15 protein-coding genes are annotated in these 19,120 nt (G+C 62.0%); 5 read left to right on the forward strand and 10 right to left on the reverse strand.

Going from position 1 to position 19,120, the window contains the following annotated elements; all coding sequences use genetic code 11:
- The first annotated feature begins 3 nt into the window (after window positions 1-3).
- From truB to OGV19_RS27470, 4 genes are all read left to right on the forward strand, one after another.
- A complete protein-coding gene (truB, locus tag OGV19_RS27455) occupies window positions 4-921 on the forward strand; it encodes a tRNA pseudouridine(55) synthase TruB (protein WP_264311526.1) in 918 nt (305 codons plus the stop codon).
- Window positions 922-1,068: 147 nt separating this feature from the next.
- On the forward strand, window positions 1,069-1,338 hold the full coding sequence (gene rpsO / locus OGV19_RS27460; RefSeq protein ID WP_016489163.1) for a 30S ribosomal protein S15: 270 nt from the start codon (window positions 1,069-1,071) through the stop codon (window positions 1,336-1,338).
- Window positions 1,339-1,587: 249 nt separating this feature from the next.
- A complete protein-coding gene (pnp, locus tag OGV19_RS27465) occupies window positions 1,588-3,693 on the forward strand; it encodes a polyribonucleotide nucleotidyltransferase (protein ID WP_264311527.1) in 2,106 nt (701 codons plus the stop codon).
- 261 nt (window positions 3,694-3,954) lie between these two features.
- The gene (locus tag OGV19_RS27470; protein ID WP_264311528.1) at window positions 3,955-4,305 is read left to right on the forward strand and encodes a BON domain-containing protein; all 351 of its coding nucleotides are present in this window, start codon (window positions 3,955-3,957) and stop codon (window positions 4,303-4,305) included.
- Window positions 4,306-4,385: 80 nt separating this feature from the next.
- Here the strand turns inward: OGV19_RS27470 and OGV19_RS27475 are convergent, their stop codons facing one another.
- Window positions 4,386-4,688: a heme-binding protein gene (locus tag OGV19_RS27475; protein ID WP_264311529.1), complete on the reverse strand. Its 303-nt coding sequence runs from the start codon at window positions 4,686-4,688 to the stop codon at window positions 4,386-4,388.
- A gap of 60 nt (window positions 4,689-4,748) precedes the next feature.
- Here OGV19_RS27475 and OGV19_RS27480 point away from each other — a divergent pair, with 60 nt between their 5' ends.
- Window positions 4,749-5,162, forward strand: coding sequence for a VOC family protein (locus OGV19_RS27480; protein WP_264311530.1), 414 nt, complete (start codon window positions 4,749-4,751; stop codon window positions 5,160-5,162).
- Between the two features lie 93 nt (window positions 5,163-5,255).
- Here OGV19_RS27480 and OGV19_RS27485 read toward each other — a convergent pair whose 3' ends face one another.
- From OGV19_RS27485 to OGV19_RS27525, 9 genes are all read right to left on the reverse strand, one after another.
- Window positions 5,256-8,186, reverse strand: a complete 2,931-nt coding sequence (locus tag OGV19_RS27485) for a DUF748 domain-containing protein (protein ID WP_264311531.1) — start codon at window positions 8,184-8,186, stop codon at window positions 5,256-5,258.
- A gap of 78 nt (window positions 8,187-8,264) precedes the next feature.
- Window positions 8,265-9,134 carry an oxygenase MpaB family protein gene (locus OGV19_RS27490; RefSeq protein WP_264311532.1) on the reverse strand — a complete coding sequence of 290 codons (870 nt, stop codon included), beginning with the start codon at window positions 9,132-9,134 and terminating at the stop codon, window positions 8,265-8,267.
- A gap of 42 nt (window positions 9,135-9,176) precedes the next feature.
- Window positions 9,177-11,111 carry an acetate--CoA ligase gene (gene acs, locus OGV19_RS27495; protein WP_264311533.1) on the reverse strand — a complete coding sequence of 645 codons (1,935 nt, stop codon included), beginning with the start codon at window positions 11,109-11,111 and terminating at the stop codon, window positions 9,177-9,179.
- A 198-nt stretch (window positions 11,112-11,309) separates the two neighbouring features.
- Window positions 11,310-12,974 carry a glucose-6-phosphate isomerase gene (pgi, locus tag OGV19_RS27500; protein ID WP_264311534.1) on the reverse strand — a complete coding sequence of 555 codons (1,665 nt, stop codon included), beginning with the start codon at window positions 12,972-12,974 and terminating at the stop codon, window positions 11,310-11,312.
- Window positions 12,975-13,122: 148 nt separating this feature from the next.
- Window positions 13,123-13,986 carry a pantoate--beta-alanine ligase gene (gene panC, locus OGV19_RS27505; RefSeq protein ID WP_264311535.1) on the reverse strand — a complete coding sequence of 288 codons (864 nt, stop codon included), beginning with the start codon at window positions 13,984-13,986 and terminating at the stop codon, window positions 13,123-13,125.
- Window positions 13,983-14,783, reverse strand: coding sequence for a 3-methyl-2-oxobutanoate hydroxymethyltransferase (gene panB / locus OGV19_RS27510; protein ID WP_264311536.1), 801 nt, complete (start codon window positions 14,781-14,783; stop codon window positions 13,983-13,985). The genes panC and panB overlap by 4 nt, the downstream gene beginning before the upstream one ends.
- A 250-nt stretch (window positions 14,784-15,033) precedes the next feature.
- Complete coding sequence (gene folK / locus OGV19_RS27515) at window positions 15,034-15,513, reverse strand: 2-amino-4-hydroxy-6-hydroxymethyldihydropteridine diphosphokinase (protein WP_264311537.1); 480 nt, start codon at window positions 15,511-15,513, stop codon at window positions 15,034-15,036.
- Window positions 15,510-16,898: a polynucleotide adenylyltransferase PcnB gene (locus tag OGV19_RS27520; RefSeq protein WP_264311538.1), complete on the reverse strand. Its 1,389-nt coding sequence runs from the start codon at window positions 16,896-16,898 to the stop codon at window positions 15,510-15,512. Before OGV19_RS27520 ends, folK begins: the two co-directional genes overlap by 4 nt.
- A 779-nt stretch (window positions 16,899-17,677) precedes the next feature.
- On the reverse strand, window positions 17,678-19,117 hold the full coding sequence (locus OGV19_RS27525) for a sigma-54-dependent transcriptional regulator (RefSeq protein WP_264311539.1): 1,440 nt from the start codon (window positions 19,115-19,117) through the stop codon (window positions 17,678-17,680).
- Window positions 19,118-19,120: the final 3 nt, after the last annotated feature.

A 19,120-nucleotide genomic window follows, 5' to 3' on the forward strand; every position in this document is an offset into this window, starting at 1 on the left:
GCGGTGGCCCAGGTCAAACGTATCCGCCGCAATGTCAGCGGCATCATCCTGCTCGACAAGCCGCTTGGCTTTACCTCCAACGCGGCACTGCAGAAAGTCCGCTGGTTGCTGAACGCGGAGAAGGCTGGCCACACCGGCAGCCTCGACCCGCTGGCAACCGGCGTTCTGCCGTTGTGCTTCGGTGAAGCGACCAAGTTTTCGCAGTACCTGCTCGATTCCGACAAGGGCTACGAAACCGTCATGCAGCTGGGGCAGACTACCAATACTGCCGATGCTGAAGGCGAGGTCCTGCAGACCCGTGAGGTGACCGTTGGTCGTGCCGACATCGAGGCCCTGCTGCCACGTTTTCGCGGCCCGATCAGCCAGATACCGCCGATGTACTCGGCGCTCAAGCGTGACGGCCAGCCGCTGTACAAGCTGGCACGTGCTGGAGAGGTAGTGGAGCGCGAGGCGCGTTCTGTTACTATTAACCGCTTGGAGTTGCTCGAGAGCGAAGGCACCCGTGCACGGCTGAGTGTAGGATGCAGCAAAGGCACCTATATCCGCACCCTGGTGGAGGATATCGGCGAAGCCCTTGGCTGTGGCGCCTATGTCGCCGAGCTGCGCAGGACCCAGGCCGGGCCCTTCGAGCTGGCACAGACGGTGACCCTCGAAGAACTCGAACAGGTCCATGCCGAAGGCGGCAACGAAGCACTCGATCGCTTCCTGATGCCTTCCGACAGCGGCCTGCTGGACTGGCCCCTGGTGTGCCTGTCCGAACACAGTGCGTTCTACTGGCTGCATGGGCAGGCGGTACGCGCGCCGGACGCGCCGCAGTTTGGCATGGTCCGGGTACAAGATCACAATGCTCGCTTCATCGGTATCGGTGAAGTGAGTGAAGACGGGCGCATTGCGCCACGTCGGCTGATTCGGTCGGAATGACCGAAACCGCAGGGTAAGGCTTCAGCCGAGCCCTACGGAATCAAGGGTGGCTGTCAGTAGGCACGGTCACACCTTTCTTATTAATACAGGGATTTGTCCCTGGCCTATTGGACCCCGCTCGCGGGATCCGTTATCAGGAGTTGCCACATGGCCCTCAGCGTTGAAGAAAAAGCTCAAATCGTTACCGACTACCAGCAAGCTGCTGGCGACACTGGTAGCCCGGAAGTTCAGGTTGCTCTGCTGACCGCGAACATCAACAAGCTGCAAGGCCACTTCAAGGCCAACGGTAAAGACCACCACTCGCGTCGTGGCCTGATCCGTATGGTTAACCAGCGTCGTAAGCTGCTGGACTACCTGAAGGGCAAAGACACCACGCGTTACAGCGCCCTGATCGGTCGCCTGGGCCTGCGTCGCTAATAGCGGCCTGGCCAGTGGTGTGCATGGCGTGTCTCATGCATTGGCAACGCTGCCTGGCAGCGTTGTCTTTGGGCACGCCATGCGTATCTCCGAGGTTGGCAGCCTGGTTAAGATGAGCGGTTTTCCGCGCTTCTGCCAGGCTCCCAGCCTCGTGTTGTATCTGGACGGTCAATGGGGCCGATTCCCCGTTCTGCCCAAGAATTCGCAAGAAACCAGTTCCCCCCAGAGCCACTGAAAAGGTAGGAAACCGTGAACCCGGTAATCAAGACATTCCAGTTCGGTCAATCGACCGTTACTCTCGAAACGGGCCGTATTGCCCGTCAGGCAACCGGCGCAGTGCTGGTTACCGTCGACAACGACGTCACTGTGCTGGTGACCGTTGTTGGTGCCAAACAGGCCGATCCAGGCAAGGGTTTCTTCCCACTGTCGGTCCACTACCAGGAAAAGACCTACGCCGCCGGCAAGATCCCGGGTGGCTTCTTCAAGCGTGAAGGCCGTCCTTCCGAGAAAGAGACCCTGACCTCGCGCCTGATCGACCGTCCGATCCGTCCGCTGTTCCCTGAAGGCTTCATGAACGAAGTCCAGGTCGTCTGCACCGTGGTTTCCACCAGCAAGAAGACCGATCCGGACATCGCTGCGATGATCGGTACCTCGGCTGCCCTGGCTATCTCCGGCATTCCGTTCGAAGGCCCGATTGGCGCCGCCCGCGTTGCCTTCCACGAAAGCACCGGCTACCTGCTGAACCCGACTTACGAGCAACTGGCTGCCTCCAGCCTGGACATGGTCGTTGCCGGTACCTCCGACGCCGTGCTGATGGTTGAATCGGAAGCCCAAGAGCTGACCGAAGACCAGATGCTGGGCGCCGTGCTGTTCGCCCACGACGAATTCCAGGCTGTTATCCAGGCTGTCAAAGAGCTGGCCGCCGAAGCTGCCAAGCCGACCTGGGACTGGAAACCAGCCGTTGCCAACACCGAACTGTTCAACGCCATCCGCGCCGAATTCGGCGAAGGCGTTTCGCAGGGCTACACCATCACCGTCAAGGCCGACCGCTACGCGCGCCTGGGCGAGCTGCGCGATCAGGCGATCGCCAAGTTCTCCGGTGAAGAAGGCCAGCCATCGGCCTCCGAAGTCAAAGAAATCTTCGGCGAAATCGAATACCGCACCGTTCGCGAAAACATCGTCAACGGCAAGCCGCGTATCGACGGTCGTGACACCAAGACCGTTCGCCCGCTGAACATCGAAGTCGGCGTTCTGCCGAAGACTCACGGTTCGGCGCTGTTCACCCGTGGCGAAACCCAGGCCCTGGTCGTTGCGACCCTGGGTACTGCCCGTGACGCTCAGCTGCTGGACACCCTCGAAGGCGAGAAGAAAGACCCCTTCATGCTGCACTACAACTTCCCGCCGTTCTCGGTGGGCGAGTGTGGCCGCATGGGCGGTGCTGGCCGTCGTGAAATCGGCCACGGCCGTCTGGCCCGCCGTTCGGTACAGGCCATGCTGCCTGCCGCCGACGTGTTCCCGTACACCATCCGTGTGGTATCGGAAATCACCGAGTCCAACGGTTCCAGCTCCATGGCTTCGGTCTGCGGTGCTTCCCTGGCGCTGATGGACGCTGGTGTGCCGATGAAGGCGCCGGTTGCCGGTATCGCCATGGGCCTGGTCAAGGAAGGCGAGAAGTTCGCAGTCCTGACCGACATCCTGGGTGACGAAGACCACCTGGGCGACATGGACTTCAAGGTTGCCGGTACCGCCAAAGGCGTTACTGCACTGCAGATGGACATCAAGATCAACGGCATCACCGAAGAGATCATGGAGATCGCCCTGGGCCAAGCCCTGGAAGCGCGCCTGAACATCCTCGGCCAGATGAACCAGATCATCGGTCAATCGCGTACCGAGCTGTCGGCCAACGCCCCGACCATGATCGCGATGAAGATCGACACCGACAAGATCCGTGACGTCATCGGCAAAGGCGGCGCCACCATCCGCGCCATCTGCGAAGAGACCAAGGCTTCGATCGACATCGAAGACGACGGCTCGATCAAGATCTTCGGCGAAACCAAGGAAGCGGCTGAAGCAGCTCGTCAGCGCATCCTGGGCATCACCGCTGAGGCCGAGATCGGCAAGATCTATGTCGGCAAGGTCGAGCGCATCGTTGATTTCGGTGCCTTCGTCAACATCCTGCCTGGCAAGGATGGCCTGGTGCACATCTCCATGCTGAGCGATGCTCGCGTCGAGAAAGTCACCGACATCCTGAAAGAAGGCCAGGAAGTTGAAGTACTGGTACTGGACGTGGACAACCGCGGCCGTATCAAGCTGTCGATCAAAGACGTAGCTGCGGCCAAGGCCTCCGGCGTCTAAGCGACTGACACGCAAAAGAAAAAGAGCCCTTCGGGGCTCTTTTTTTTGCCTGTAAGGAACCTTTTGCACAGTTGCATCTTGCACGCAGGTTTACCCCGCAGGTTGCAAATTGCACGATCCATCTATTGATGCGTAAAGTCTAAGTAGTTGATTTATAAGAAATAAATAAAATCTGAAAAGCTGGCACAGCACATGCATCTACCTTCATACCTGCAGCCAGGAATAACGGCGCAGACCTTTCGAAAAACAGGAGTGACTCACATGAAGAAGTTCGCCATTGCTGCCGCTACTGCTACCGCTCTGACCCTGACCATGGCTAACGCGGCATTCGCCCAACAGTCCACCCAGGCCCCGATGACGCTGGCGGCCGGTGAGGTGACCAAAACCAAGGAAGCGGCCTCCGATACCTGGATCACCACCAAGGTGAAGGCTGACCTGATGACCGAGAAAGGTGTGCCTGGCAGTGATATCAAGGTTGAAACCAACAAGGGTGTCGTATCGCTGTCTTCCGATGTGGCAGTGACCGATTCGCAGAAAGAGATGGCCGTGGCCATCGCCAAGAAGATCAAAGGCGTTCAGGCCGTGTCGGCCGACGGCCTGAAGTCGGAATAAGGGACGTCCCGTCGGCCAAAAGGACTTGGCCACCAACACAAAAAGCCCCGGCAACCTGCCGGGGCTTTTCGTTGGCAGCTTCAAAAGCCCGGGTTGCGGGCGATTACATCGCTCTCGAAGCAGTCCTGCTCGGCGATCAGGGGTTCAACTAGCGGGCGGCTGTCGCGAAAGTGCGCCGTCTGGGTGTGTGCTTCATAGGCGGCGTCGTCCTGGTAGATCTCGTAGAGGTAGATGACCTCGGGTTCGAGGCGGTCTTGGCAGACGTCGAACACCAGGCAACCGGGTTCGTTGGCGACTGACGCGGCGGCATTGACCTTGATGGCAGCCAGAAAAGCCTCGGCGCAGCCGGGCTTCACACGCGTCTTTATGAACAGGCTATACACATAGAGCTCCTTTTGTTTTACATTCAGATGCGAATTGTATACAAAAAAGGAGTCGTGCCAATGTCTGAAATACCTGCCCGCCCTGGTCGCTTGAACGGCTTGCGTCACATTGCCTTGCTGGTACCCAATCTTGAGGAGTGCGAGCGTTTTTACGTCGATGTACTTGGCATGGAGGTGCTGAACCGGGCCAACGAAGACCTGGTCTACCTGACCTGCGGTAACGACAACCTGTCGCTGGGGCGCGGTGCGGGGGCGGCCAATGGCTTGCAGACGCTCGATCATTACGGCTTCATCGTCGACAGCGTGGAAGAGCTGGAAGCCTGGTACCAGTACTTCAAGGCACGCGGTGTGACCTTACTGGACCGCCCGTTCAACCATGGTGACGGGGCGCGCAGCTTCCACCTGCTGGACCCGGCGGGGAATAAGGTACAGCCGCTGTATCACCCGGCGGTGTCGGGGCAGCGGTTGGTCTGAGCGTTGTGTTGGGTTATTCGCGGGCAAGCCCGCTCCCACACGGATCTGTGGGAGCGGGCTTGCCCGCGAAAAGGCCAGGCCTGCTAGCAGCGATTACTCGGCATCCAGGTGCATCGGCGTAATCACCCGGCCATCGCTTTCGGCCTTGCCCAGGGTGGTGTCGATGAAGTACACCCGGTCGTCTTCCAGCTTGCCCTTGTCTACCAAATAGTCCTTGATGCTGCTGGCCCGCTCCTGGCCGAGGGTCCGCAGCAACGGTGCGCTCTCGGCCCATGACTTGATCACCGCTTCGCGCAATTTGGTGGTGCGCTCGTCGCGCCCCAGTTGCTCCCACTCGGCCGGGGGCTGCTGCTTGAGGCGATTGCGGTAAATGCCTTCGAGCATCGCGGGCTTGTCGCTGTCATCGACCACCAGCATCGAGGCATTGGCAGGTACCTTGTCGCCGCGGCGCTGCAGGATCTTGTACCAGGTAGCCTGGTACTCGCGGTCCAGACGCTGCTGGGCGATCAAGGGGCCGTCGCTGCTCTGCGCGCTGGTACCTTCGATTTCCAGGCGCAGTTCCGGGCGCTCCTTGAGTGCCGAGGCCAGCTTGTCCAGGGACGACTGGGCGTCACCACTGAGCTCACTTGAGCCTGGGGCAAACGCCACATTGCCAAGGTCCTCGGAACCCCCGCCAGCAATCAGCCCGCCGATGAACTTGAACGGCGCCTGGGCCGCGCGCAGCACCAGGTTGCGCAGGGTTTGCCAGACGATCGGCATGACGCTGAACTGCGGGTTGTTGAGGTCGCCGGACACCGGCAACTCGATCGAAATCTTGCCCTCGGTATCCTTGAGCAGTGCGACTGCCAGGCGGATCGGCAGGTCCACTGCGTCCGGGCTGTCGACCTTCTCGCCCAACTGCAATTGCTCGACCACCACCTTGTTCTCGGCCTTGAGCTGGCCGTTGGTGATCAGGTAGTGCAGGTCGAGGTTGAGCCGGCCCTTGCGGATACGGAAGCCCGCGAACTTGCCGGAGTAGGGTGTCAGCGTGGTCAGCTCGACCCGCTTGAAGCTGGTGGCGATATCCAGGCTGGCCAGTGGGTTGAACGGGTTGAGCGCACCCTTGATGGTGACCGGCGCATAACGGTCGACCTTGCCCTTGATGTCCACCTTGGCGGGCGTTGGCTTGCGGTTGTCGAGGGTGCCGATCTGGCCGTTGAGCTGTTGCACGGCCGTGGCGAAGTTGGGGGTGAGGGAGAGGTCGGCGAAGTTGGCCGAGCCGTCGTTGATGTCGATCTGGCCAATGTGTATGGCCAACGGCTTGTCGTTGCTGGCCGGTTTCGCGGACTTCGATGCCGGTGCATCGGCCGGCTGCGGAATCAGCAGGTCGTTGACGTTGGTGGTGCGGTCTTCGTTGATGATGAAGCGGGCATAAGGCTGCAGCAGGGTCACCTTGTCGATCGACAGGGCATCACCGTGTACATAGGACAGGCCATCGACGTTCACTTGCTGCCATTTCACGAAGTCGCGGCTCTTGATCGTGTCGAGCGTATGCAGCTGGTTGACCTGGGCCTTGCCGGTCACGTTGAAGGCCAGCGGCTCGGTGCTTTTCAGGTCGACCTTGAGGTCGCTGGCGAGCATGCCGCTGCGCAGCTCCAGCAGAATGAACGGGCTGATGTAGGCCTGGGCCACACGCAGGTCGATGTCGCGCGTGCTGACATCCAGTTTGGCCCAGATTGGCGCCAGGTTGACCTGGCCTGCAGCCTGCAGCCTGCCTTGCTTGCCCACACCGGTATCGAGTTTGAGCGTGAAGGGCGACTGGTTGAGGCTGTCGAAGCCTTGCAGGTCGACATTGAGCGGGCCGACATCCAGGGCCACGGGTTCCTTCTTGCTGCGGTCTGCCAAGTGCACAGTGTAGTTGCGCAGTTGGACGTCCTTGAGCAGCACTTGCCAGGGCTTGCCTGGCGCGTTGGTGGCTTGCGTTTCAGGCTTAGGTTCGGCGGCGGCCGGTTCGGCCTTTTCTTTGGGCGTGGCCTTGGCCGGTTGGCTGGCGAACAGTTTTTGCCAGTCGAGCTGGCCGTCTTTTTCCAGGGCGGCCCAGGTTTCGAGCTTGTCGCTGCGAATCTTGCCGACGGTAACCAGTTGCTTGGCCAGGTCGATGGAGGTTTCGCTGACTTCCAGGCTAGCCAGGCGCACCAGTTTCCGGCCATCCGGTGCCTTGATGGCGAACGGCGCTACCTTTACCGAGGTGTTGTCCAGCCGTAGCTCGGTCTGCTTGGACAGGTTGAAGGTGTAGCGGGTGTCGAGGCTGATGATGCCTTCTTCCAGCACCAGGGGCACGGCATCACGCACATACGGCCAGAACGCCTTCATCTTGCCGTCGGTGACCTTCAGTGTGCCTTCGGAGGCGATCGGCGACAGGCTGAGGGTACCGCTCCAGTCGATACGCCCTCCATTCGGGCCGTTGGCGACCAACGTCATGTCGGCATTGTCGTCCGGCAGGGTGCTGAGGTTTTTCAGCTCCAGGTTCATGTTGTCGTAGAGGAACTCAATCGGCTCGCTCGGGCGTTGATCCTGGAAGTGCAGGTAACCTTCCTTGAGCTTGATGCGGGCGATGCGAAGCGGGAACGGGTCGCTGGGCGGCTGGTCCGGCTTGGCTTCGCTGGGGGGCAGCTTGAACAATTGGGTCAGGTTGAGCGTACCGTCCTTGGCGAACAGCACTTCGTTACGCGGTTTGTCGAGCTCTACCGCGGTCAGGTGCAGGGCACCGCTCCACAGGCTGTCGAGCGACAGGTTGGCGTACAGCCTTTCGAAACCGACCTGTTCCTTGCCGGGGTCGCCGATCTGCAGGCCCCACAGCGTCAGTTCGAGGCTGAAGGGGTTCAGTTCGATACGCTGCAGGTGCGCCGGCACGCTGGCATATTGCGCCAGCTGCTGGTTGGCAATGCGCAGTGCAACACCGGGGAGAATGAGAAAGCCAAGGAGGCTATACAGGGCTACGAGGGCCAGCATGGCGCCGAGGGCGCGAGTCAATCCTTTGTACATGTGTCGCTTCGTCTGTCTAAGCAGGAGAGCTTGGAGTATGGCACGTTAAATCAGTTCCGCTGAGGCGACCATTTAGCCTCATTCGATACCCATGCGGCGTTTCGCCCGATGCGCCGAGCCGTCGCGCATGGCCCAGCGCAGTACCGGCGCCGTGCGTTGCAGGCCTAGGCGGATCATGCGCCGCTGCAAAGGGCCTTGTTGTAGGCCGAGCATGGCCTGGGCCCAATCGGGCAGCAGGTCGATGCCTGCGTTCAGCATGAGCTTGCCGACAGGTTGTGCCAGGCGGCTGGGCGCCGGGGCGGCGAGGAGGATGTCGACCACCTCATGGCTGCGGCTATCGCACTGCAGTTGCGGGCGCATGTGCCTGAGGTAGTCTTCGACCTGCTGGCAGGAGCGCGGTACATCACGGGCGCCAAGGCGTTCGGCGATCAGGGCAATCTCGTTGTAGTAGGCATCCTGCTCGGCGCGGGGCAGGTGCGGGTTGCGGTAACGCAGGTGAGCGGCGAGAAAGCTGCTGACCTCGGCCACGTGGACCCAGGTCAACAAGCCTGGGTCACTGGCGGCATAGGGGCGGCCATCGGCAGTGGTGCCGGTGACCTGCAGGTGAATGGTACGGACCTTTTCAATCAGCCATTCGGCGTCGCGGGTCGAGCCAAAGGTGGTGCCGGAGATGAACTGGCTGGTGCGCCGCAAGCGGCCGAGCAGGTCCTGGCGAAAGTTCGAGTGGTCCCACACCCCGGCCAGGGCCAGGGGGTGCAGCAGTTGCAGCATGAGGGCACTGATGCCGCCCACCAGCATGCTCGGAAAATCGCCGTGCACCTGCCAACTGATGCTCTGCGGGCCAAACAGGCCTGGGTCGCCCTTGGGCGATTCCAGGTCGAGCTGGCCGAGGGCCAGCCCGGTTAGGCTCATGACCTGGGTTTCGATACGGCGGCGAAGGGCTTCCATGGCGACCTGTCGTTCAGGGCGGCCATGAACAGGGGCCGCCAGCTATTGGTTAAGGCGTTTGTCGATCAAACCCTGGACCACGCTCGGGTCGGCCAGGGTTGAGGTATCGCCGAGGTTTTCCAGCTCGTTGCAGGCGATTTTGCGCAGTATACGCCGCATGATCTTGCCGGAGCGGGTTTTGGGCAGTGCCGGAGCCCACTGAATCAGTTCCGGTTTGGCGAAGCTGCCGATTTCCTTGCTGACCAGGGCCAGCAGTTCGGCCTTGAGCGCCTCGTTTGGCTCGACACCGTTCATGGGGGTGACAAAGGCATACACGCCCTGGCCCTTGAGGTCGTGGGGGTAGCCGACCACTGCCGCCTCGGCGACGCTGTCATGCAAGACCAGCGCGCTTTCCACCTCGGCAGTGCCGATGCGGTGGCCAGACACGTTGATCACGTCGTCGATGCGCCCGGTTATCCAGTAGTCGCCATCGGCATCACGGCGTGCGCCGTCACCGGTGAAGTAGTAGCCAGGCATGGGTTTGAAGTAGGTTTCGACCATGCGTTGATGGTCGCCATAGACGCTGCGGATCTGCCCCGGCCAACTGGCCTTGATGGCCAGCACGCCCGCGCCGGGGCCTTCGATGAGTTGGCCTTTTTCGTCCAGCAGCACCGGCTGTACACCGAACATGGGCTGGGTGGCGCAGCCTGGCTTGAGCCTCTGCGTGCTGGGCAAGGGTGTGAGCATGATGCCGCCGGTCTCGGTCTGCCACCAGGTATCGACGATCGGGCAGCGCTTCTGGCCGACTTCCTCGAAGTACCATTCCCACGCTTCCGGGTTGATCGGCTCGCCGACGCTGCCGAGCAGGCGCAGGCTCTTGCGCGTGGTGCTCTTGAGCGGCCCGGAGCCTTCACGCATCAATGCGCGCAACGCGGTGGGCGCCGTGTAGAAAATGTTCACCTGATGCTTGTCCACCACCTGCCAGAACCGCGAGGTGTCGGGGTAGTTGGGCACACCTTCGAACATCAGTGAAATGGCGCCATTGGCCAGCGGGCCATAGACGATGTAGCTGTGGCCGGTAACCCAGCCGACGTCGGCTGTGCACCAGAACACTTCGCCATCGCGGTAGTCGAAGACCACCTTGAAGGTCATCGTGGCCTGCAGCAGGTAGCCGCCAGTGGTGTGCAGCACGCCCTTGGGTTTACCGGTGCTGCCGGAGGTATAGAGGATGAACAGCGGGTCTTCCGCCTCCATCGGCTCAGGCGGGCAGTCGTCGCCTGCGTTTTGCGTGACCTCGTGATACCAGAGGTCACGGCCGTCGCTCCAGGCAACGTCACCCCCCGTACGCTGTACGACGAATACGCTGCTGACATTGGGGCAGTTGGTCAGCGCCTTGTCGACGTTCAGCTTCAGTGGGATGCGCTTGCCGCCGCGGATGCCTTCATCGGCCGTGATCACGGTGCGGCAATCGGCATCGAGGATGCGATCACGCAGGGCATCGGGCGAGAAGCCGCCGAATACCACCGAGTGCACGGCGCCCAAGCGCGTGCAGGCGAGCATGGCGAAGGCCGCTTCGGGAATCATCGGCATGTAGATGCAGACCCGGTCGCCTTTCTTCACGCCGCGGGCTTTCAGGGCATTGGCCAGGCGGCAGACCTGGCGGTGCAGCTCGCGGTAGGTGACGGCTTTGGCGTCTTTGGGGTCGTCACCCTCCCAGAGCAGGGCGGTCTGTTCGCCGCGCTGGGCCAGGTGGCGGTCGATGCAGTTGTAACTGACGTTCAGCTGACCACCGTCGAACCAACGGGCTTTGCCAGTTTTCAGGTCGCACTGCTGCACGCTCGACCAGGGTTTGATCCAGTCCAGGCGTTTGGCCTGCTCGGCCCAGAAGGTGTCGGGGTCTTCCACCGATTGGCGGTAAAGGCGGCGGTAATCGTCGTCAGTGAGGGTGGCGGATTGGCTGACGGCCAGGGCATGGGGGTAGTTGCGGATATCGAACATGGCGGGTGGTCCTGCTCTTGTAAGGGGCGATGGACTGCAACGGCTATTCGATAGGACAGTGTAGCTGGGAGAGCTGTTCAACCTGTGCTGGCCTCTTCGCGGGCAAGCCCGCTCCCACAGGGACCGCACAGTGCTTGATGGTTGTGCAGTATCTGTGGGAGCGGGCTTGCCCGCGAAGTGGCCGGCGAAGGTTTCAGATCAGCCGCGGTGACGGCCGCGGAAGTAGTTGATCAGGCCCTGGGTCGAGCCATCTTCGGCGCTGTCTTCCTGGCTGCCGACAAGGCGCTGGTAGACACCCTTGCCCAGCTCTTTGCCCAGCTCCACGCCCCATTGGTCGAAGGCGTTGATGCCCCAGATCACGCTCTGCACGAAGACCTTGTGCTCATACATCGCCACCAGTGCGCCCAAGCGGCGCGGGCTGATGCGCTCGACCACCAGGGTGTTGCTCGGGCGGTTGCCCGGGATCACCTTGTGCGGGGCCAGCTTCTCGATGTCGGCTTCGTTCAGGCCCTTGGCGCGCAGTTCGGTCTCGGCCTCGTCACGGGTCTTGCCGAGCATCAGCGCCTGGCTCTGCGACAGGCAGTTGGCGTACAGCCACTGATGGTGGTCGGCAACCGGGTTGAAGCTCACCACCGGCACGATGAAGTCGGCCGGAATCAGCTGGGTGCCCTGGTGCAGCAACTGGTGGTAGGCATGCTGGCCGTTACAGCCCACGCCACCCCAGATTACCGGGCCGGTGTCGGTCTGCACTGGCGTGCCGTCCTGCAGCACGCTCTTGCCGTTGGACTCCATGTCCAGCTGTTGCAGGTGCTTGGTGATGTTGCGCAGGTAGTGGTCATACGGCAGGATCGCGTGGCTGCGGGCGCCCCAGAAGTTGCCATACCAGACGCCCAGCAAGGCCAGCAGCACCGGCATGTTCTTGTCGAACGGCGCGGTCTGGAAGTGCTGATCCATGGTGTAGGCGCCAGACAGCAGCTCCTTGAAGTTGGCGGTGCCGATGGCCAGGGCGATCGGCAAGCCGATGGCCGACCACAGCGAATAGCGCCCGCCCACCCAGTCCCACATCGGGAAGATGTTCTCTTCACGGATACCGAAAGCCACGGCGGCGGCCTTGTTGCTGGAGACGGCGATGAAGTGGCGATACAGCTCCGCTTCCGAACCGCCCTGGGCCAGGTACCAGGTACGCGCGGCCATGGCGTTTTTCAGCGTTTCGAGGGTATTGAACGACTTCGATGAGACGATGAACAGGGTGGTTTCGGCGCGCAGGTTGGCCGACAGTTCGTGGAACTCGCTGCCGTCGATGTTCGCCAGGTAATGGCAGCGTACGCCGCGTTGCGCGTAGGGCAGCAGTGCTTCGGAGACCAGCTCCGGGCCGAGGAACGAGCCGCCGATGCCGATGTTGACCACGTCGGTGATCGGTTTTTCGCTGTAACCGCGCCACAGGCCGTCGTGGATGCGCCCGACCAGCTCGGTGATCTGGTTGAGCACCTTGTGCACTTCGGGCATCACGTTGACGCCGTTGACGCTGAGCTTGTCACCCACCGGGCGGCGCAGGGCAGTGTGCAACACCGGGCGGCCTTCGGAGGCGTTGATGATCTCGCCGCTGAACATCGACTTGATCGCCTCTTGCAGGCCGACTTCGTTGGCCAGGTTCACCAGCAGGTCCCGGCTTTGCTCGTTGATCAGGTTCTTCGAGTAGTCGAGGAACAGGCCGCAGCTGCTCAGGGAGAACTGGTCAAAGCGATGGGCGTCGGCGGCGAAGGCGTCACGCATGCTGAAGTCTTGCATGGCGTCGCGGTGTTGCTGGAGCGCCTGCCAGGCGGGCAGGGCCGTCACATCATGAGGAGTACGGTAATACGCCATTGCGGAAGGTTCCTTGGTGCGTTGTGAGGCCTTGGACATTGGCCTTGGCTGTCAGTTGCAGGCAGTCATTATAGGCAAAGGCGGCGCGGGGGGAATGGGCAGGCGTGACAGGATATGAAGGGGCATTTGCTGCCCCTTCCGGGCTGCATCACGCGGTCTTGTCTTCCACGTGCAGGTACAGGTTGTCGATCAACCGGGTGTTACCCAGGTAAGCCGCAGCAATCACCACCAGGTCCCGATCATCGATCATGGCCGGGCGCAGGTTCACGGCGTGGCGAATTTCCAGGTAGTCCGGACGAAAACCCGCGGCGCTCAGTTGCGCCTGGCCTTCGGCTACCAGTGCCGCAAAGTCTCGCTGCCCACGACCAAGGGCCGCCCCGATGTGCTGCAGGGTGCGGTATAGCGCAGGCGCGGTAACACGTTGCTCGGGCGTGAGGTAGCCGTTGCGTGACGACAGCGCCAGGCCATCCTCGGCGCGCACGGTCGGCTCGCCGATGATCTGGATCGGCATGTTCAGGTCGCGCACCATGGCGCGGATCACCGCCAGCTGCTGGAAGTCTTTCTCGCCGAACACGGCCAGGTCTGGCTGGACCATGTTGAACAGCTTGCTGACCACCGTCGCCACGCCCTCGAAATGCCCTGGCCGGCTGGCGCCGCACAGGCCTTCGGAGAGTTGCGGCACGCTGACCCGGGTTTGCACGCTCATGCCGTCGGGGTACATCTCGTCGACAGTCGGGGCAAACAGCAAGTTGCAGCCGGCCTGGAGCAACCGTTCCTGGTCGGCGGCCAGGGTGCGCGGGTAGGTGGCGAGGTCTTCGTTGGCGCCGAACTGCAGCGGGTTGACGAAGATGCTGGCAACGACGAAGTCAGCCCGCTGGGCGGCCTTGGTCACCAGGGCGGCATGGCCGCTGTGCAGGTTGCCCATGGTCGGCACGAACGCGATACGCTTGCCTTCGCCGCGAGCGCGGCCAACGGCGGCGCGCAGTTCGCGGACGGTCTTGACTGTGTTCATGCGCTGAACCCGTGTTCGCTGGCGGGGAAGCTTGCGTCCTTGACCGCTGTGACGTAGGCGGCGAGGGCGCTTTCGATGTCCGGCTGGCCGGCCATGAAGTTCTTCACGAACTTCGGTACCCGGCCACTCAGCGACAGGCCGAGCATGTCGTGCAGTACCAGTACCTGGCCATCGGTGGCGCTGCCGGCGCCGATGCCGATCACCGGAATGCTCACGGCCTGGGTGATTTCCGCTGCCAGTTCGCTCGGCACGCATTCGAGCAGCAACATGGCCGCGCCGGCCTGCTCCAGGGCAATGGCATCGGCACGCATCTGCCGCGCCTGGGCTTCCTGACGGCCCTGCACCTTGTAACCGCCCAGCACATTGACGGTCTGTGGCGTCAGGCCCATGTGCGCGCACACCGGCACGCCACGCTCGGCCAGCAGGCGAATGGTCTCGGCCAGCCAGGCGGCGCCTTCGAGCTTGATCATGTGGGCGCCGGCCTGCATCAGCGTGGCGCAGTTGGCGAAGGCCTGCTCGGGGGTGGCGTGCGCCATGAACGGCAGGTCGGCCAGAATCAGCGCGCCATCGTTGCCACGCTTGACGCAGGCGGTGTGGTAGGCCATTTCCGCGGTGCTGACGGGCAGTGTGCTGTCGTGGCCCTGCAGGACCATCCCCAGCGAGTCGCCCACCAGCAACACTTCGACACCGGCCTGGCTGGCGACCTTGGCGAAGGTGGCGTCGTAGCAGGTCAGCATGGTGATTTTTTCACCCTTGGCCTTGAGGCCATGCAGGGTGGTCAGGGTTACTTCAGGCATGTAGGAAAATCCTCGTTCAGGCGCTGTTAAAACGACTGCATACAACGCGTGTAGTCATCTTCCGGAGCGGCACATCATCGCGCGTGATGTTCGGGCACAGGTTCGTCCGGGCCTAAATACGGGTATGCGGCACTTGGGTGCCACACGGGACGCCTATAGTCGTGAGCGAGGTGTGGGAAGTCAATCACCCTGTTACCGCATTGTTACGAACAGGGTGTTACTGGCGTTACCCTTGCCTGGAACGCCCGTATTACAGGCGCTCGAGGCCGACGAACGGGCAGGCGCTGAGCAGTTGCCCAAGGTCGCGGCCATCGGGCAGGCAGAAGCCGTCTGGCACCAGTTCGGCCAGTGGGTACAGCACGAAGGCGCGGGCGTGCATGTGGTAGTGCGGTACCTGCAGGCGCGGCACGTCGATCAGATGATCGCCGAACAGCAGGATATCCAGGTCGAGTGTGCGCGGGCCCCAACGCTCCTTGCGCACACGGCCCTGGTCATTTTCTATCGCCTGCAGGGCGTCGAGCAGGGCCAGCGGTTCGAGCGAGGTGTCGAGCGCCGCCACCGCGTTGGTGTAACGCGGTTGGCCAGGCAGCAGCGAGTCACTGGTGAACAGGCTCGAGGTGGCCACCAGGCGGGTGCCAACGGCCTGGTCGAGCGCCTGGAAGGCGTTTTGCAGTTGTTCTGCAGGTGCATCCAGGTTGCTGCCCAGGCCGATGTAGGCGCGCGTGGTCACTCAGATGCCTCGTCGCCACCACGTTTGCGCTTGCTGGGGCTACGTTTGCGCTTGCGCGGGCCTGCGCTGGTGCCTTCGTCGCGGCTGCCCAGCTCGCGGATCATGTCGCGGCGTTCGCTGTCATTGGCATCCTGGTAGTCAGTCCACCATTGGCCGAGGTCGTCGGTTTCCTCGCCAGCGCTTTCACGCAGCAGCAGGAAGTCGTAACCGGCCCGGAAGCGCGGGTTGTCGAGCAACTGGTCGGCGCGCTTGCCGCTGCGACGGGGCAGACGCTCCTGCATGTCCCAGATCTCGCGGATCGGCAGGGTGAAGCGCTTGGGGATGGCAATGCGCGCGCACTGTTCGGCGATCAGGTCGTGAGCCGCACCGTTCATGGCCGGGATCGGCGGCACACCCTGGTTCTGCAGGTGCAGTACACGGGCCGGCAGGGCTGGCCAGAGCAGCGCGGCGAAGAGGAAGGCCGGTGTGACGGGCTTGCCCTGCTTGACGCGCAGATCGGTGTTGTTCAGTGCCTGGCTGATCAGGGTGTGCGTGTAGGTCGGGCGCTCGTCCAGGGCTTGCGCACTGGCGGGGAACAAGGGCTCGAACAACTGCAGGTCGACCAGCATTTCGAAGGCAATCGCACCCTGGCCGGAGAGGAACAGCTTGAGGCTTTCCTCGAACAGGCGCGCAGGCGGGATTTCGCGCAGCAGCGGGGCCAACTCGCGGATCGGTTGAACCGTGTGCTTTTCGATACCGAAGTCGAGCTTGGCGGCGAAACGCACGGCACGCAGCATGCGCACCGGATCTTCCTGGTAGCGATGGGTCGGGTCGCCGATCAGGCGCAACAGGCGGTTGCGCACATCGTGCACGCCGTTGGCGTAATCGAGGATGCGCTCGCTGACCGGATCGTAGTAGAGGGCATTGATGGTGAAGTCGCGGCGTTGCGCGTCTTCTTCCAAGGTGCCGTACACGTTGTCACGCAGGATGCGACCACTGGCATTGTGCGACGAACGGTGGGTATCACCTTGGTCGTCATCGGAGTGGTGGGCGCGGAAGGTGGCGACTTCGATGATCTCACGGCCGAAATGCACGTGGACCAACTTGAAGCGGCGACCAATGATACGCGCGTTGCGAAACTCGGCACGGACCTGCTCGGGCGTGGCGCTGGTGGCGACGTCGAAATCTTTCGGCGTGATGCCCAGCATCAGGTCGCGGACACAGCCACCGACCAGGTATGCCTGGTAGCCCGCACTCTGCAGGCGCTCTACGATGTTCACCGCATGGCGGCTGAACTGGTGGCGTTGCAGCGAGTGTTGGCTCTTGTTGATCACCTCGGGCGTGGTGCGCCTGTGGTGCTGGCCCGGTACGGGTGGGCGGAACGACTGGAACAGCTTCTTCAGCATGGGATGCACTGTTTGAAGGAATGTTCGGCCAAGAATAGGAGAATGGCCGCATGATGGGCGGGGATTCTAGCATTTACTCAAGGAATGGTGTAGGCGGGTAGCAGGATGCCTGCCAGAAGGGAGAAACGACAAGGGGAGCCTAAGCTCCCCAAGAAGTCGTTGCGTGCTCTTATTATTTTTTTGCTGGGCTTCTTGTTTTTGTTGAGTGCCCTGTCCACAAATCGCAAAGCTTGTGGACGACCCCTAATCCAGGGGTAAAGAGCAAACGGATTGCTTTGGCCGCTGATGTCACGTTGATCTGTCGATCCAACCAGTTCAGGCGCTGCTTTTTAGTGCAGTTTTTGTTGTTCTCTACCTGGTCGTGGGGCAAGCCCCAAACACGCATCCTCTCCAAAAGAATCAGTTAGCTGCGCCTCCGCCGTCTTGTTTTTATTGTGCGTGAGCCGTTTCGTCTTGTTCTTATTCTGAGTTGCAGTGCTTGTTATTGTTTTTGTACTAAGCATATAGCAGGTGCCGTGCCAACTTTTCGAAACCCAATGAAATCAAGGGTTTGAAGGTTTTTGGAGGATCTGGCCGGGCTGAAAATGGTGGGATTTCGTTACCGTACACCTCGGGAACTGTTACGCCTGAAAGCTTGGGTAACAGATTTTTGCGGGTGCTGATGTGTTACCTGGGGTGTGCGTGGTGGTTTTGCCGGCCCTTTCGCGGGCAAGCCCGCTCCCACAAGCATCTGTGGGAGCGGGCTTGCCCGCGAAAGGGCCAGTCAGGCCCGCAGAGTATTACTCGCTGGTAGCGTTGCTCTTGCGCCGCGGGATGCCCAGGCGCTGGCGGCGTTCCCACAGGCATTTGCGGCTGACGCCGAGCTTGCGTGCCAGCTCTGTCTCGGTCATGTGGTCCTGGTGCTCAAGGACGAAGTGCTGGAAGTAGTCCTCCAGCGACAAATCCTCGGTGGGCTCATGGCTGGCATTGCCGGCACCGGCCACGGACAGGGCATTGTCGAGGATGTCGTCGTCGTCCAGGTCGCTCAGTTCGATGTCGATGCCCAGCAGGTCGGCAGAAATTTCCGCGCTCTCGCTGAGAATCACCGCACGCTCCACGGCGTTTTCCAGCTCGCGCACGTTACCCGGCCAGCTGTAGTGACGAATGGCCTGCTCGGCGTCGGCGGCAAAATGCAGGTCATCACGGCCGATGCGCGCGCTCTGACGCGCCAGGAAGGCGCTGGCAATCTCGTTGACGTCGCTGCCGCGCTCACGCAGGGCGGGCAGTTTCAGGGCGATCACATGCAGGCGGTAATAAAGGTCTTCACGGAACTGGCCGGCCTTGGCCAGGTTCTTCAGGTCGCGGTGAGTTGCCGCGATGAGGCGCACGTCGACCTTTTGCGACTGCACCGAGCCCACCCGGCGAATTTCGCCTTCCTGCAGCACGCGCAGCAGGCGCGCCTGCGCTTCCAGCGGTAATTCGCCGATTTCGTCGAGGAACAAGGTGCCGCCGTCCGCCGCTTCCACCAGCCCGGCGCGCCCTGCGCTGGCGCCGGTGAAGGCGCCTTTTTCGTGGCCGAACAGCTCGGACTCGATCAGGGTCTCGGGAATGGCCGCGCAGTTCACCGAAATCATCGGTGCCTTGGCCCGGCGTGACAGGTTGTGCAGGGCGCGGGCGACCAGCTCCTTGCCGGTACCCGATTCGCCCTGGATCAGCACATTGGAGTCAGTCGGCGCGACCTTGCGGATCTTGCTGTACATGTCCTGCATCGGCGGGCACGAGCCGATGATGCCGATCTCGCCATTGGCAGACGCGCTGCTGCCCTTGTCGGCAGCGGCGGCCTTGCCGTTGCTGCGCGGCTCGGCGGCCGGTGCAGCAGCGGGTGCGCTTTGCCGGTCGCGCAGAATGCGTGCCACGGCCTGGAGCATCTCGTCGTGGTCGAAGGGCTTGGCGATGTAGTCCACCGCGCCCATTTTCATCGAGTCCACTGCCGAGCGCAGGCTGGCATAGCTGGTCATGATCAGCACCGGGGTGCCCTGGCCGAGCTTGATCAGCTCGGTGCCAGGTGCGCCGGGCAGGCGCAGGTCGCTGACGATCAGGTCGAAGGTGGCAATGCTGAAGCGTTCCTGGGCTTCCTGCACCGAGCCGGCTTCGCTGACTTGGTACTGGTTCCGCTCAAGCAGACGACGCAAGGCCGAGCGGATGATGGTTTCGTCTTCGACGATCAGAATGTGCGGCATTGA

It is taken from the genome of Pseudomonas putida, from assembly GCF_025905425.1.
GTDB lineage: Bacteria > Pseudomonadota > Gammaproteobacteria > Pseudomonadales > Pseudomonadaceae > Aquipseudomonas > Aquipseudomonas putida_AF.

What these genes read in the sequence shown, in the direction of transcription:
- rpsO (WP_016489163.1), top strand. Translation starts at nt 1,069, where the DNA reads ATGGCCCTCAGCGTTGAAGAAAAAGCTCAAATCGTTACCGACTACCAG.
- OGV19_RS27470 (WP_264311528.1), top strand. Translation starts at nt 3,955, where the DNA reads ATGAAGAAGTTCGCCATTGCTGCCGCTACTGCTACCGCTCTGACCCTG.
- OGV19_RS27480 (WP_264311530.1), top strand. Translation starts at nt 4,749, where the DNA reads ATGTCTGAAATACCTGCCCGCCCTGGTCGCTTGAACGGCTTGCGTCAC.
- OGV19_RS27485 (WP_264311531.1), bottom strand. Translation starts at nt 8,186, where the DNA reads ATGTACAAAGGATTGACTCGCGCCCTCGGCGCCATGCTGGCCCTCGTA.
- OGV19_RS27490 (WP_264311532.1), bottom strand. Translation starts at nt 9,134, where the DNA reads ATGGAAGCCCTTCGCCGCCGTATCGAAACCCAGGTCATGAGCCTAACC.
- acs (WP_264311533.1), bottom strand. Translation starts at nt 11,111, where the DNA reads ATGTTCGATATCCGCAACTACCCCCATGCCCTGGCCGTCAGCCAATCC.
- pgi (WP_264311534.1), bottom strand. Translation starts at nt 12,974, where the DNA reads ATGGCGTATTACCGTACTCCTCATGATGTGACGGCCCTGCCCGCCTGG.
- panC (WP_264311535.1), bottom strand. Translation starts at nt 13,986, where the DNA reads ATGAACACAGTCAAGACCGTCCGCGAACTGCGCGCCGCCGTTGGCCGC.
- panB (WP_264311536.1), bottom strand. Translation starts at nt 14,783, where the DNA reads ATGCCTGAAGTAACCCTGACCACCCTGCATGGCCTCAAGGCCAAGGGT.
- OGV19_RS27520 (WP_264311538.1), bottom strand. Translation starts at nt 16,898, where the DNA reads ATGCTGAAGAAGCTGTTCCAGTCGTTCCGCCCACCCGTACCGGGCCAG.
- OGV19_RS27525 (WP_264311539.1), bottom strand. Translation starts at nt 19,117, where the DNA reads ATGCCGCACATTCTGATCGTCGAAGACGAAACCATCATCCGCTCGGCC.